Origin of the sequence: Streptomyces sp. NPDC017095 (assembly GCF_044332325.1) — a bacterium.
GTDB lineage: Bacteria > Actinomycetota > Actinomycetes > Streptomycetales > Streptomycetaceae > Streptomyces.
Map to the genome: position 1 here is coordinate 1 of NZ_JBIROU010000031.1, position 13038 is coordinate 13038.

Genomic DNA, 13038 nt, shown 5'->3' on the forward strand with positions numbered 1-13038 from the left:
CCAGATCAAGTGGGGCCTGGACTACATGAACTCCCGCTACGGCAGCCCGGCCCAGGCCTGGAACTTCTGGCAGGCCAACGGCTGGTACTGAGCCGACGGCAACTCTGGGGATTCAGGCGCACCGAAGGTGGGGGCGTGCGGAGTGGGGTACCAGGTGAGGCCAGGGCGCAGGGCGAGGGCCAGGGTCGCGGGACGGGAGCCGTCGCGCGGTCAGTCGGTGCCGGCCGTGCGGGGGCCGGGCTCATTCAAGGAGTGCGAACGACGCCCGCTCCTGCCACTGCGCGCCGTCATGCACCATGAGGTCAACTGACGAGACCCGGGTCGTGACGGGAAGCCTGCTGAGCAAGTCAGCCTCGATCTCGTCTAGAACTGCATCGTCCTGTCCGTCAGCGACGGTCAGGTGGGGCACGATCTCGGTGAACTGGCCTCCGTATGGAGGCGCTTCGGGCCACCGGTCAGCGATCGCCTTGGTGAGCCGCCGCAACTGCGCGTCTGGCTCAGGAACGAGATACACGACCCCCGGAAACCGCCCACAGCTCTCAAACCGCAGGTCAAAGGCACGATGACTGCCGAGCACGACACTGAGAGCCGAGCGGACCCCCGCATCTATCCGGCTCTCGTCGAGGAACGGGAAAAGCACCGTGACATGTGCTGGTATTCCTGCTCGGGCAGACGGATCGAACCCCTGAAACCTGCTGGTGCGGTCGTCTTCCATGACACCGCATAGTGCTACTGCAAAGACCGGCGACAGCACTCATTTACGTCCGTGATCGTGAACAGTCCACAGCACGGAACGAGTCGGCGCCTCCGGAACACGACTGCCGTCAATCCCATGACCATCAAGGCGGCCGACGACCACCCAACGCCTCCGCAACTGAGCAGCACACGCTGTCGGTTACCGTGAACTAAGTGGTCGGCTCCGGAAGTCCTTCGGGGGTTGATCACGCCGCCGGCGCGATGGAGGATTCTCCTGGGTGATCGGCCGTTTGCCGGTCGAGCCTGGCCTGCGGATCGTCCAGGTCGGAGGTGGTGAACTTCCACTGGAACGGCTGTGCCGTGGCGTTATAGCGGTCTTCGAAGGCCCGGAGCCGGTCTCGGACTTGGTCGAGGTCCGTGAAGTCGTTGGGTTCACGACTTTGCGTTGGACGACGGAGAAGAAGATCTCGACCTGATTGGTCCAGGAGGCGTGGACGGGAGTGTGCACCATGACGGCGTTGGGAAACGCCTTGGTCAGGCGGTCGATGGCGGCCTTCCCCCGGTGGGAGGAGCCGTTGTCGACGATCCAGAAGACGCGTTTCGCGCTGGGATAGGGCTCGGTGGTCATGACCTGGGTGACCAGGTTCATGAAGGGCACGATGCCGGTGGGGGGCTCGCAGCGTCCGAAGACGCGGGCTCGGTGGACGTCGTAGGCGGCGAGGTAGGCCAGTGCGCCACCACGCCGATACTCGTGGTTGACCCGCATTGCACGGGCCTGGCCCGGGGCCAGGGTGGGATGGCAGCGGCAGCGGGCTTGCACGGACGTCTTCTCATCGCTGGAGATCACGTAGTCGTCCTCGTCCAGCGGGACGCCGTCGAAGGCGCGGGCGTACAAGTCCAGGATGCGGGCGGCCTTGGGCTGGAAGTCCGGGTCTCGGATGAAGATCCAGGACGGGTATTGCCAGGGCTTGAGCGCGTCGTCCTTGAGCCAGCGCCGCACGGTGGAGGCGGAGATCGAGCCGGCGATGGCGCGAACCACGACCTCGCGCGCCAGTTCCGGACACGACCAGCGAGACAGCGGGGCGCCGGTCTCGGCGGGCAGTTGGCAGGCCAGCGCCTTGACCTCGGCGACCTGCACCGGGGTGAAGCGGCGCGGGCGCCCTGAACGCCTGCGGTCGGCCAGCGCGGGCAGGCCGCCTTCGGCGAACCGGGCACGCCAGGTGCGTACCGTGTCGACGTGCATGCCCGTCGTGACGGCGATCCTCGCGTTCGAGCGGCCCTGGGCCGCGAGCAGCACGATTGTGGCCGGCTGCCGGTCCTGATGCGGGGTCTTGTGGCCGTAGGCCATCTTCTTGAGTCGGTGGCGCTGGGAGGCGATCAGGGCTATCGGGCAGGCAGCGGTAACGGGCATGTTATTGCGAATATCAGGTAGCGATGGCCACTTGTGCGGCCAGGCACGGAGCTGAAAGTAAAGCACTGCTCGGCGTGTGCGGTGCGGCGCGGCCATGGGGCTCTACAGTGAGCACGGAGCTCGCTCGAACGGACCATCCACCATGCGGGGGAACTGACTTGGCTGTCCCATGGGACCTTCTGATATCCACTGGGGGTGCCCTCACCGCCACTGTCGTGGGCGTCATCGCAGGCGGGATCGTCGGGCGACGCGGCCAGAATCGCCAGTGGCTGCAAGGGACACAGACCGCCGCCTACGAGAGGTTCCTGCAGGCGTTCGGCGCTGTGGAAGCCGAGCTCCGGGAAGCGTTCCTTGAGGAGCGCCAGCCTGCCCCACATATTTGGGGACCGTTCAACGCCGGAGTGCAGTCGTTGAGCCTGGTCGCAACTCGTGAGGCCGCCGCCGCGGCTATCGAGCTCTGCGAGGTCGTGGAGGATTTCACCATCCTGTTCCACGGTCGCCAGCCCACCGACCTTGAGAAGCTTCGGCCGATCCACAGCGCGCTGGAGGAGGCACACCTGAAGTTCGTCAACGCGGCCCGACGCTCGCTCGACCCGTCACAAGAGCACTTCGTCCGGACGCTGGGCGGCCCACCACCGTGGCGCGGCGTCGTCTCTTTTCCACGCCCGAGGAGCCATTCCCGACAGGGCCGAGTAGAAGCGCGCTTGTCGGCATCACGCGCCACCCAGCGTGCTCTGTACTGAGGTTGGCGCTGGTCCACCAGTGAGAGCGGTGAGCGGGATGAACGCCGTCCGTGCGCCGAGCTTGCTTGGCGTCGGGCGGGGGCAACCCCCGAAGGACTTCCGGAGCCGACCACTAAGCCGGCCGGCGGAGACGGGCTGTCCGTGGTCGGCGAGGTCGTGGCCGCGGTGTTGACCGCGTCGGGTGAACCGGGCGTACGCGCGCTGGACCTTCGGCAGGACGTGCGCCGGATTCTGGCCGACTGCTGATGTGGATCAGGCTGAGGATGGTGCCCTGCAGGCATGGATCAGGCTGAGGACGGTCCGACGCAGTTGCTCGGGGGTGAGCCGGTGCGGGGCTGCCGCGGTCAGTTGGTTGAAGAGTATGCCGTCCAGGAAGGCCACGAACGCGTTCGCGTGTGCCGCAGGGTCGGGTACGCCCGCGACGGCGAGCAAGTTCTCGGCTACAGCGCGGTGGCGGCTGCCCGCGCTGTGCAGGGCGGCCTGAAGCTCCGGGCGGCGGGGCGCTTCCAGGGCCAGCTCGTAGCGGGCGAGCATGCGTTCGCGTCCAGCGGTGGTCCAGTGCTCGATGAGGCCCGCGGTGGCCTCGGCGATCTGGGCGGTGCTCGCGGGCCCGGTGAGGGCGGGGCGCTCGTCGATCTCGGTGATGTCCAGTTCGGCCAGACGCTCGACGGCGGCCTGCAGCAGTTCTTGGCGCGTACGGAAGTAGTACGAGCACGAGCCCGCCGGGACATCGGCGCTCTGGTCGACCGCGCGGTGGGTGAGTCCGCGCATGCCGGAACGGGCCAGGGTGCTGATGGCCGCGTCGGCCAGCCGTTGCCGGCGGGGCGTGGTTCGGGCCACTGGGTTTACCTCCCTCTTCTCGCTATCTGCCTCTACAAGTGTAGAGTCTCTGGTTGTCCACTACAGATGTAGAGGGGGGTTCATGGGAGAGGCAGCACAGCCCGGCGGTACCGGGGAGCGCTCCGCGATCGTGGTCGGCGCCGGGATCGGTGGCCTGGCCGCCGGCGTCGCGCTGACCCGGATCGGCTGGCGGGTGAAGGTGCTGGAGCGCACCGCCGCCTTCGGTGAGGTAGGAGCGGGGCTGTCACTGTGGCCCAACGCGGTGCGCGCGCTGGACGCGCTGGGCGTGGGAGAGCAGGTACGTGCGCAGGCCCTGGCCGAGACCCAGGCGGGTGTCCGGGACGTGTCCGGCCGTTGGCTGGCGCGGACCGACACCCAGGAGCTGGCCAGGCGCTTCGGCCCCGTGGTGATGATTCACCGTGCCCGGCTTTTCGACATCCTGCGTGCGGCCCTTCCGGCGGACACCCTGTGCGGGGACACCAGGGTCACCAAGGTCACCTTGCGCGGCCAACGGGTCGAGGCCGAGCACGACAAGGGCGTCTCGCGGACCGACCTGCTGGTAGCCGCCGACGGGATCCGCTCCACCGTGCGGCACTCGCTCTGGCCACAGGCCCCGGCGCCGCGCTACGCCGGCTACACCACATGGCGTCTCGTCGTCGACACAGGCCGGCGGCTGTCGGCAGGAGGCGAGAGCTGGGGCCGCGGTGAGCGAGTGGGGATGGCACCGCTCGCGGATGGCCGCACCTACCTGTTCTGCGTCGCCAACGCCCCCGAGGGACACCTCAGTCCCGGCGGCGAGCTGGCCGAGCTACGTCGGCGCTTCGGACACTGGCACGACCCGATCCCCCTCTTGCTCGCGGCCGCCGACGAGGACGCGGTGATGCGCCACGACGTCTATGAGCTGCCGCCGCTGGCCGGCTTCGTCACCGGGCGTGCCGCGCTCCTCGGCGACGCAGCGCATGCCATGACCCCCAACCTGGGCCAGGGGGCCAACCAGGCGCTGGAGGACGCAGTCACGCTGGCCGCGCTCCTGGACTCGTCCCCGGACGTGGCCACCGCGCTGGCCGCCTACGACCGCCACCGACGCCCCCGCACCCAGATGATCACCCGTCGCTCCCGCCGGATCGGCACCGTCGCGCAGTGGCACTCGGCGCCCGCCACCGCCTTGCGCGACCTGATGCTCCGCCTGACTCCCGGCTCCGCCGCACTCAACGCGCTCACCCCGGTCCTCGATTGGCAGCCGCCCGCCCGCGACCGCCTCATCGCAGCTCGCGCCGGCTGACACCGAGAGCGGCGACGCCCCACAAAGCGGCCGGCAGCGCGAAGCCCTTTGCCGCCCCCGGGGGGAATGCTCGATGCCTCCGGACCCGTCCGGGAGGGCGTGAGGCAGGGCAACCGTCACCAAGGAATCCCGTCATCACCTGTCATGAATGCGGAGAGGCCGATGGAAGCAAGGATGCCCGACGTGTACCGCATCAACGTCACCACCCGCCGGATCGCCGGCTCGATGTCGCTGTACGTGTGACACCTGCATTCTTCGCGGCCATCGGAGGTAGCTGAAGGCGCTGATGGCCGCATTCGGGGTCATCGGGGCGAGCGGCGTCGTGTCGGGATGACGGCTCCTCATGTACGGGCCGACCCCGCTGATCGCGACGGCCTCGGAACCGATGCTCGAGTCCCGGCCCTCTGGACAGAGCCCGCACCGACAGTGAACAGCCTGTCTTGCGACCGTGCCGCGTGTCCCTTGCTTGTGCATAAGCGGTCAGTGACCGGTTCGGGAGGAGGAGCGCCCGGTGTCCGGGGCCGTGCCGACGGCGGGCAGGCCGCGGTCTGCCGCGAGAACGGGCACAGTGCGGCTGCCTCTCGGGTTCGCGGACGCACGCAAGGTGGCCGAGCGGCGTCTGTACGCGGTGGTGGCGAGTGCGGGGCCCCGGCCGGGGGTGGTCAGTCTTCCAGTTCGTGGCGGACGCGGCGGGACGGGCTGAACGTGTAGAGGTCGAGGATGTCGGGTGCCTCGGCAAGGCCAGGGCCGCCGTTCTTGACCCAGGTGGCGATGTCGGCGGCGGCGCCGGGGTCGTTGACCTGTCCGAGCCAGACCGGGCGGCCGCCGGCCTTGCGGCCTTCGGCGGAGGGCTGGATGACGATGACGTTGGCCCGCTCGCACGCGTCCAGGCAGTCGGTGCGCCGGACCATCGCGACTTCTGCCAACTGGACGCGCAGGTCGGTGAGCTGGGCTTCGTGGTCCAGGCGCGGCACCTTGGCCGGGGTGCCGCAGCAGCAGCCGCGGCAGACGGTGACGGTGGGCCGGGCCGCCCCGGAAGCGGGGGCGGCCTTCTTGGCGCGGCGGCTCACCGTACCTCCTTGGCGGCGCGGTTCCAGGCGGCGTCGCGCAGCAGCCGCAGCCCGTTGAGACCGACGATGACGGTCGAGCCCTCGTGCCCGAGGACACCGAGCGGCAGGGGCAGGTGGCCGACCAGATCCCAGATGACCAGGCCGGAGATGAACACTGCGGCGATGACCAGGTTCTGCGCCACCAGACGGCGGGCCGCCCGGGAGAGGGCGATGACCTTGGGGACGGTGACGAGCTCGTCGCGGACGATGACGGCGTCGGCGGTCTCCAGGGCGAGGTCGGAGCCGGCGCGACCCATGGCGATGCCGGTGTGTGCGGCGGCCAGGGCGGGGGCGTCGTTGACTCCGTCGCCCAGGACCAGCACCTTGCGCCCTCGCGCCTCCAGGCGCCGTACGGCTTCGACCTTGTCCTGGGGCAGCAATCCGGCCTGGACCTCGTCGCCGGGGATGCCGACCTCGGCGGCCAGGCGTGTGGCGGCGCGCGGGTTGTCGCCCGTCACCAGCATCGGGACGCTGCCGGTCAGCGTGGCCAGGGCGGCGACGGTCGCGGCGGCGTCGGGACGCAGCCGGTCGGCGATGCCCAGCACCCCGACGGGGACGCTGTCGCGCAGGACCAGGACGGCCGTGCGGCCACCGTCCTCCAGGCCGGCCGCGACCTCGGCGGCACGGGCCGCGACGAGGTCGTCATGGCCGTCGAGGAGGCGGGCGGGTGCGCCGACCGCGACCGTGTGGCCGTCGACGGTGGCGGTTACACCGATGCCGGGAACGGAGGTGAAGTCCCGCATACCGGCGATGGCCACGCCGCGGGTGCGGGCGGCGTCGACGACGGCGCGGGCCAAGGGGTGCTCACTGGGGTGTTCGGCTGCGGCCGCCAGCGCCAGCAGGTTGTCCCCGGTCAGGCCGGAGCCGTCCAGAGGACGGATGTCGGTGACGCGAGGGGTGCCCTCGGTCAACGTGCCCGTCTTGTCGAGTGCGACCGCGTCGACCTGCCCGAGACGCTCCATCACCACGGCGGACTTCACCAGGACCCCGTGACGTCCGGCGTTGGCGATCGCCGAGAGCAGCGGCGGCATCGTCGCCAGGACCACCGCGCACGGCGAGGCCACGATCATGAAGGTCATCGCCCGCAGCAGCGAGCCGGTCATGTCCGCGCCGAAGGCGAGGGGGAGCAGGAAGACCGCCAGGGTCGCGACGACCATGCCCAGGCTGTAGCGCTGCTCGACCTTCTCGATGAACAGCTGGGTAGGCGCCTTCGTCTCGGAAGCCTCCTCGACCATGGCCACGATCCGGGCGATCACCGAGTCCGAGGCGTCCCGCTCGACCTTGACCCGCAGCGCGCCGGCGCCGTTGAGGGTGCCGGCGAAGACCTCGTCCCCGATCTCTTTCGCCACCGGCAGGGGCTCGCCGGTGATGGTGGCCTGGTCCACCTCGCTGGCCCCGGCGAGGACGCGGCCGTCCGCGCCGACCCGCTCGCCAGGGCGTACCAGGACGGTGTCCCCGACCACCAAGTCCTCAGTCGGGACCGTCACCTCGCTCCCGTCGTCGGCCAGGCGGGTGGCCGTCGTGGGGGCGAGGTCGAGCAGACCGCGCACCGCGTCCTGGGTACGCGCGGTCGCCAGGGCCTCCAGCGCGCCGGAGGTCGCGAAGATGACGATCAGCAGCGCGCCGTCCATCACCTGCCCGATCGCAGCCGCACCGATGGCGGCCACGATCATCAGCAGGTCCACGTCCAGGGTCTTCTCCCGCAACGCCGACAGCCCCGCCCAGGCCGGCTCCCACCCACCGGTGACGTAGGCGGCGGCGTACAACGGGCCCCACGCCCAGGCGGGTGCGCCGGTCAGCTGGAGCGGCAGCGCGATCAGGAACAGCACCAGCGCCGCGGCGGCCCAGCGGGCCTCGGCCAGGGCGAACACCTGGGTACGGCGCTTCGGCGCCGTACCAGAAGCGGCCGGAGCTGCCCGTTCAGGCCGCTGGAGCAGGGCAGAAGACATGACACGACAACCCTTCGGGCGGAAGGCGGCAACACATCCACCGTACAGGAACATCTGAACAGGTCTTCATATGTGCCGGGTAGGATGGGCGTCATGGGCCACGGAGCTGACGACACGAACCACGCCACCCCCCGCGAGCGCCTGGACGCGGCGGGGGCCACGGATGTCGCCGCCACCCTCCAGGCCCTGGCCACCCCCTCGCGGCTGTACATCCTGGCCCGCCTCCAGGAAGGCCCCTGCGCCGTCGGCGACCTCGCCGAAGCCGTGGGCATGGAAGCCTCCGCCTGCTCCCACCAGCTCCGCCTGCTGCGCAACCTCGGACTCGTCACCGGAGAACGCCGGGGCCGCTCCATCGTCTACGCCCTCTACGACAACCACGTCGCCGAGCTCTTGGAGCAGGCCCTCTTCCACGTCGAGCACCTGCGGCTCGGCCTGCGCGACGCCCCCGCGACCGAAGCGGCACCGGCCGAGTCCCGGCGGTAGACGGTGAGCGGGCGGTAAGGACGAGGAGCGCGGCGGCGCAGACGGTGATGCGGGCACTCCGGCCGGACACAGAAGCCGGCCCGGGCCCGCGTCGCCGGCCGCGCGGCACGGGGGCCGGCCGGGCGGGGGGCAGTTCCGCTGGGAACACAGGAAAGCCGATGCCCTCTTACACGATGCCCACCTCCCGGCGCCCCGTTTCCAGAGACACTCTGGGTATGAACACACGCCGCCCGCTGGGCACCGGCCCCGCCGGGTCCGGCCCGGTCCGCGACCCGGACTTCCTCCCCGCTTCGGAGCTGCGCGCGCGACTCCTGCCCGCCGAACGGCTCGCCCCCGCCACCGAGCGCCTGGAACACGACGCCGGCCCTGGCACGGAAGCTGCTCACGGTGCCGGTGCCCGACGTCGTCCGCTGGGCACCGGGCAGGCCGGTATTTGAAACGCTCGGCCCGCTACCAGAGGTGCGTCATCTGGTTTCGGAGGACGCCGCGGACACGGGCGCCGGAGAGGCATGGTGCGGCGGGGGCCTCGAGTACGTCCGGATGCGGACGGGCAGGCCGGGGGGGCCGTTCGGGGCCATGCGGGTGCTCTCCTGGGTGCGGGGTGGGGTCAGAGGGTGGGGACCGTGCCGCCGTCGATGGTGTGCTCGGCGCCCGTGATGGCGGCGGCGCGGTCGGAGACGAGGAAGGCGGCCAGCTCGGCCACCTCCTCGGGGCGTGCCGGGCGGCCGAGGGGGATGCCGCCGAGCGAGGCCAGCACCTGGTCCCAGGCCGCGGCCCGGTCGATGCCTTGTGCGTCGGCGATGCGGGCGACGAGGGCCGTGGTGCCCTCCGTCGCGATCGCGCCCGGGGAGACGACGTTGACCCGTACTCCGTGCGGGGCCAGTTCCCGGGCGAGACCCTTGCTGTACGTGGTCAGCGCGGCCTTGGCGGCGGCGTAGCCGAGTGTGGCGTCGGGCAGGGGCAGCCGGCGCTGGATGGAGGAGACGTGGACGACGGCGCCCCGGCCCGCGTCCCGCATCGCCGGGAGCAGGGCGCGGTCGAGACGTACGGCGGCCAGCAGGTTGAGGGCGAGCTCGTCCTGCCAGTGGGCGTCGGTGAGGGCGGCGAACCCGCCGGCCGGCGCGTGCGAGCCGCCGAGCGTGTGCACGACGACGTCCGGGGTGCCGAGCCGGTCGCGCACCGCCGAGACCACGGTGTCGACGCCGTCCGGGGTGCTCAGGTCGGCCGTGACGAAGAACGGGTCGGCCGCCGCGGTCGCGGGCGCCGTGCGGGCGGTCGGGAGCACGGTGGCGCCGGCCGCGCGCAGGCGGGCCGTGATCGCGGCGCCGGTGCCCCGTCCGGCGCCGGTGACGACGGCGAGACGCCCCGCGAGGTCGGGGGAGAAGGAAGGGATGCTGGTCATGTGCCGGAGCGTGCCGCCTCCCGCGGCACCCGGGTCAAGCGCTGCACTCTCCCCCGGGGGGAGGGTGCACAGTGGGGGCGTGCTGACGATCGGCGAATTCTCCCGGCTGACCCACCTGAGCATCCGTACGCTGCGCCGCTACCACGAGGCCGGGCTGCTGGAACCCGCGCACGTGGATCCGTCGAGCGGCTACCGGTACTACGACCCCGGCCAGATCCCCGGCGCACAGGTCATCTCCCGGCTGCGGGAACTCGACGTACCGCTCGCCGACGTCCGGCGGATCCTGCTCACCCCGGACCCGACCGTGCGCGCGCACCTGGTGGGCGAGCACCTCCAGCGGCTCCAGGACCAGCTGTCGCGGACCCAGGCGGCCGTCGCGTCGCTGCGACGGCTGCTGCGCCCGGAACCGGCCCGTGTCGCCGTCGAGCTGCGTCACGCACCCGCGCGGCGCGTGGCCGCGGTACGGGGCACGGTCACCCACGAGGAGGTGCTGTCCTGGTACGCGGGCGCGATGGCCGAGCTGGACGCCGTCGTCGACGCGCCCACGGGCCCCGCGGGCGGCCTCTACGACAACGCGCTGTTCAGCGAGGGCCGCGGGGACGTGCTCGTGTACGTCCCGGTCGCCGCGCCCGTGCCGGACCTGGGGCGCGTCCACGGCACCGACCTGCCGCCCGCCGAGCTGGCGGTCACCGTGCACCCGGGGTCCCACGACACCATCGACGTCACCTACGGCGAGCTGGGCAGGTGGGTCGCCGACCACGCCCTCGCCGTGGCCGGGCCGGTGCGCGAGACCTACCTCGTGGGCCCGCGCGACACCCCGGCCGCCGAGGAGTGGCGCACCGAGATCGGCTGGCCGGTGTTCCGGGTCGCCGATGCCGGCCCCCGCCCGGTCTGAGTCCGGGTCGACGGCGTCCTGCGGCACCGGCCCGCTGACACCGAGACCGGACACGCTCACGGACTGCCCGCCAGCGCACTTCGACCGGGCCTGCACACTCGACGTGGGCCGGTCCGGGCCGCGCAACTGCGGCCGGCAGCCACCGAGGAGCCCGCGAGCGCGGCCAGCCGCTCGCGGAAAGGCCGCGGCCGACCGGCACGACGCACCGCCGGCGGGCCGTCAGCGGGGGAGAAGCACGGCCGTGCCGGTGACCCGGACCCGGGCGTCCTCGGGCGTCACACCGACGAGGAGGTCGCTCGGGCGGCCCATGTCCTCGCCCTGCCGCACCGCGATGTCCGCAGGTTCGGTGATCAGCCCCAGGGCGCGGAGGTAGCCGCCGAACGCGGCCGCCGCCGCGCCCGTCGCCGGGTCCTCCACGACACCGCCGACGGGGAACGGGTTGCGGGCGTGGAAACGGCGCGGCGACTCGCGCCACACCAGGTCGACGGTGGTCCAGCCGTACCGGCGCATGACTTCGGCGAGCGCGTCGAAGTCGTAGTCGAGCGCGGCCAGCCGCTCGCGGGAGGCCGCGGCCAGCACCAGGTGGTCGTTGCCGCCGAAGGCGACGTGCGGCGGCAGCGCGGGGTCGAGGTCCGACGCGCTCCAGCCGAGGGCCGCGAGGGTGGTCTCCAACTCGTCGGCGAGCGCCTGGCGGGACCGGGTCGGCACGCTGGTGAGCGTCGCCCGCACCGCCCCCGCGCCGTCGGCGGCGGTCGTCACCGCAATGGCGCCCGCCGGGGTGTCCAGGGTGAGGTCGCCGGGGCCCAGCCGATCGGCGAGGGCGACGGCCAGGGCCACCGTCGCGTGCCCGCAGAAGGCCACCTCCGCCAGCGGGCTGAAGTAGCGCACCGTGAAACGCCGGGCGTCCGGATCGGCGGCGGTGACGAAGGCGGTCTCCGAGTAGCCCACCTCGGCGGCGACGGCGAGCATGGCCGCCGCGTCCAGCCCGGAGGCGTCCAGCACGACCCCGGCGGGGTTGCCGCCCTCCGGTGTGCGGGTGAACGCGGAGTAGCGCAGGATCTCGGAAGGCGCGCCGGGGCCGCCGTGGGCCGGAGCGGTGGTCGTCGTATCGGTGGCGGCGGCGGTCGTGTCGTCGGTCATGGGGAAACCCTGGCACCCCTGCCCCCATCGCGTCCAACGATGGATAGTGATGCACCCCATCGGGATTCCGCATAAGCTGCGCGGGTGGACACGCGACTGCTGACGACCTTCACCACCCTCGCCCGCACCGGCAGCTTCACCGCCGCCGCGGCCGCACTCCACCTCGCGCAGTCCACAGTCACCGTGCACATCCGCAGTCTCGAACGCGACCTCGGCGTGCCGCTGTTCGACCGGCTGCCCACCGGCGCCCTGCTCACCGACGCCGGCCGACGGCTCCTCGCGGAGGCCGAGGAGGTGCTCGACGCCGTGGCCCGGCTGCGCTCCGCGGCCGGCGAGGACGGGCCCGTCGCGGGGCGGGTGGTGGTCGGCACGCCCGAATCGCTGTGTGCCACCCGGTTGCCGGCCGTGATCGCGGCCCTGCGCACCGAACACCCCGACGTAGACGTCGACTTGCGCGCGGCCGGCACCGAGGAGTGCCTGCAAGGGCTGCGTTCCGGCCACCTCGACCTGGCGCTGCTGATGACCGCGGACACCGAGGACACCGAGTCCCGCGAGATCGCCACCGAACCGGTCGCCCGCGAGGCCCTCGCCCTCGTCGCCGCCCCCGGCCACCCGCTGGCCGGGCGTGACCGCCGGGCGGCCTGGGGCGATCTGGCGGCCGAGCACTTCTTCCTCCTCGAGGAGGGCTGCGCGTACAGCGACGCCTTCGAACAGCGGCTGCGCGCCGCGCCCGGCGCGGGCCCGCGAGTCACCCGGTTCGGCAGTGTGGACGCGGCTCGCTCCTGCGCCGCGGCGGGCCTGGGCCTGACGCTGCTGCCGGCGACGACCGTCGCCGAGCACCTGCGCGACGGACGGCTGCGCCGGATCGCCCTCGACGGCCCGCCCCTCGCCGACGTACCCGTACGACTGGCCCGGCACCGTCGGCGCTGGGCGGCGCCCGCCGCGCGCGAGGTCGCCCGCGCGCTCGTCCGGCACCTCGCAGAGGCCGGGGACGGGAAGGGCGGGCCCCAAACGGCCGACGCGCCCCCGGTCTGACGGGCCGGCCGACGGCGGAACTGCGGGCGATCGCCGGTAGGCTGCGGCGGATC

At 72.2% G+C, this 13038-nt stretch carries 13 protein-coding genes and 1 pseudogene; 7 read left to right on the top strand and 7 right to left on the bottom strand.

Features of this window, described 5'->3' with window-relative positions; genetic code table 11:
• Window positions 1–91 (top strand): annotated as a pseudogene (locus ACH4OA_RS34055) (lytic transglycosylase domain-containing protein); the annotation flags it as partial.
• A 150-nt stretch (window positions 92–241) separates the two neighbouring features.
• Here the strand turns inward: ACH4OA_RS34055 and ACH4OA_RS34060 are convergent.
• Entirely contained in the window at window positions 242–715 is a 474-nt protein-coding gene (locus tag ACH4OA_RS34060) for a 2'-5' RNA ligase family protein (RefSeq protein WP_397973309.1), read from the bottom strand.
• Window positions 716–895: 180 nt separating this feature from the next.
• Window positions 896–2107 carry an IS630 family transposase gene (locus tag ACH4OA_RS34065; protein ID WP_397973311.1) on the bottom strand — a complete coding sequence of 404 codons (1212 nt, stop codon included), beginning with the start codon at window positions 2105–2107 and terminating at the stop codon, window positions 896–898.
• A 215-nt stretch (window positions 2108–2322) separates the two neighbouring features.
• On the opposite strand from ACH4OA_RS34065, the gene ACH4OA_RS34070 reads away from it, so the two are divergent.
• Window positions 2323–2850 carry a hypothetical protein gene (locus ACH4OA_RS34070; RefSeq protein WP_397973314.1) on the top strand — a complete coding sequence of 176 codons (528 nt, stop codon included), beginning with the start codon at window positions 2323–2325 and terminating at the stop codon, window positions 2848–2850.
• A gap of 252 nt (window positions 2851–3102) precedes the next feature.
• Here ACH4OA_RS34070 and ACH4OA_RS34075 read toward each other — a convergent pair whose 3' ends face one another.
• Entirely contained in the window at window positions 3103–3690 is a 588-nt protein-coding gene (locus tag ACH4OA_RS34075; protein ID WP_397973316.1) for a TetR/AcrR family transcriptional regulator, read from the bottom strand.
• Window positions 3691–3772: 82 nt separating this feature from the next.
• Here ACH4OA_RS34075 and ACH4OA_RS34080 point away from each other — a divergent pair, with 82 nt between their 5' ends.
• Window positions 3773–4972: an FAD-dependent monooxygenase gene (locus tag ACH4OA_RS34080; RefSeq protein WP_397973318.1), complete on the top strand. Its 1200-nt coding sequence runs from the start codon at window positions 3773–3775 to the stop codon at window positions 4970–4972.
• A 662-nt stretch (window positions 4973–5634) separates the two neighbouring features.
• On the opposite strand, the gene ACH4OA_RS34085 is transcribed toward ACH4OA_RS34080, so the two are convergent.
• A complete protein-coding gene (locus tag ACH4OA_RS34085; RefSeq protein WP_397944288.1) occupies window positions 5635–6042 on the bottom strand; it encodes a (2Fe-2S) ferredoxin domain-containing protein in 408 nt (135 codons plus the stop codon).
• Window positions 6039–8030, bottom strand: a complete 1992-nt coding sequence (locus ACH4OA_RS34090) for a heavy metal translocating P-type ATPase (RefSeq protein WP_397973320.1) — start codon at window positions 8028–8030, stop codon at window positions 6039–6041. The genes ACH4OA_RS34085 and ACH4OA_RS34090 overlap by 4 nt, the downstream gene beginning before the upstream one ends.
• Window positions 8031–8123: 93 nt before the next feature.
• On the opposite strand from ACH4OA_RS34090, the gene ACH4OA_RS34095 reads away from it, so the two are divergent.
• Together ACH4OA_RS34095 and ACH4OA_RS34100 are read left to right on the top strand one after the other, a co-directional pair.
• Window positions 8124–8513 (top strand): ArsR/SmtB family transcription factor, encoded by a 390-nt coding sequence (locus ACH4OA_RS34095; RefSeq protein ID WP_397944285.1) that lies wholly within the window; start codon window positions 8124–8126, stop codon window positions 8511–8513.
• 215 nt (window positions 8514–8728) lie between these two features.
• Window positions 8729–8950 (top strand): hypothetical protein, encoded by a 222-nt coding sequence (locus ACH4OA_RS34100; RefSeq protein WP_397944284.1) that lies wholly within the window; start codon window positions 8729–8731, stop codon window positions 8948–8950.
• A 170-nt stretch (window positions 8951–9120) separates the two neighbouring features.
• On the opposite strand, the gene ACH4OA_RS34105 is transcribed toward ACH4OA_RS34100, so the two are convergent.
• Window positions 9121–9915 (bottom strand): SDR family oxidoreductase, encoded by a 795-nt coding sequence (locus ACH4OA_RS34105; RefSeq protein ID WP_397973322.1) that lies wholly within the window; start codon window positions 9913–9915, stop codon window positions 9121–9123.
• A 79-nt stretch (window positions 9916–9994) separates the two neighbouring features.
• Between ACH4OA_RS34105 and ACH4OA_RS34110 the strand changes: the two genes are divergently transcribed.
• On the top strand, window positions 9995–10810 hold the full coding sequence (locus tag ACH4OA_RS34110) for a MerR family transcriptional regulator (RefSeq protein WP_397949525.1): 816 nt from the start codon (window positions 9995–9997) through the stop codon (window positions 10808–10810).
• A 219-nt stretch (window positions 10811–11029) separates the two neighbouring features.
• Here the strand turns inward: ACH4OA_RS34110 and ACH4OA_RS34115 are convergent, their stop codons facing one another.
• A complete protein-coding gene (locus tag ACH4OA_RS34115; RefSeq protein WP_397944279.1) occupies window positions 11030–11950 on the bottom strand; it encodes a PhzF family phenazine biosynthesis isomerase in 921 nt (306 codons plus the stop codon).
• An 84-nt stretch (window positions 11951–12034) separates the two neighbouring features.
• Between ACH4OA_RS34115 and ACH4OA_RS34120 the strand changes: the two genes are divergently transcribed.
• Entirely contained in the window at window positions 12035–12985 is a 951-nt protein-coding gene (locus ACH4OA_RS34120; RefSeq protein ID WP_397973325.1) for a LysR family transcriptional regulator, read from the top strand.
• The last annotated feature ends 53 nt before the right edge of the window (window positions 12986–13038 follow it).

Excerpts from the sequence above, each read along its gene's own strand:
- ACH4OA_RS34060 (WP_397973309.1), bottom strand. The coding sequence starts at position 715 with ATGGAAGACGACCGCACCAGCAGGTTTCAGGGGTTCGATCCGTCTGCC.
- ACH4OA_RS34065 (WP_397973311.1), bottom strand. The coding sequence starts at position 2,107 with ATGCCCGTTACCGCTGCCTGCCCGATAGCCCTGATCGCCTCCCAGCGC.
- ACH4OA_RS34080 (WP_397973318.1), top strand. The coding sequence starts at position 3,773 with ATGGGAGAGGCAGCACAGCCCGGCGGTACCGGGGAGCGCTCCGCGATC.
- ACH4OA_RS34090 (WP_397973320.1), bottom strand. The coding sequence starts at position 8,030 with ATGTCTTCTGCCCTGCTCCAGCGGCCTGAACGGGCAGCTCCGGCCGCT.
- ACH4OA_RS34095 (WP_397944285.1), top strand. The coding sequence starts at position 8,124 with ATGGGCCACGGAGCTGACGACACGAACCACGCCACCCCCCGCGAGCGC.
- ACH4OA_RS34100 (WP_397944284.1), top strand. The coding sequence starts at position 8,729 with ATGAACACACGCCGCCCGCTGGGCACCGGCCCCGCCGGGTCCGGCCCG.
- ACH4OA_RS34105 (WP_397973322.1), bottom strand. The coding sequence starts at position 9,915 with ATGACCAGCATCCCTTCCTTCTCCCCCGACCTCGCGGGGCGTCTCGCC.
- ACH4OA_RS34115 (WP_397944279.1), bottom strand. The coding sequence starts at position 11,950 with ATGACCGACGACACGACCGCCGCCGCCACCGATACGACGACCACCGCT.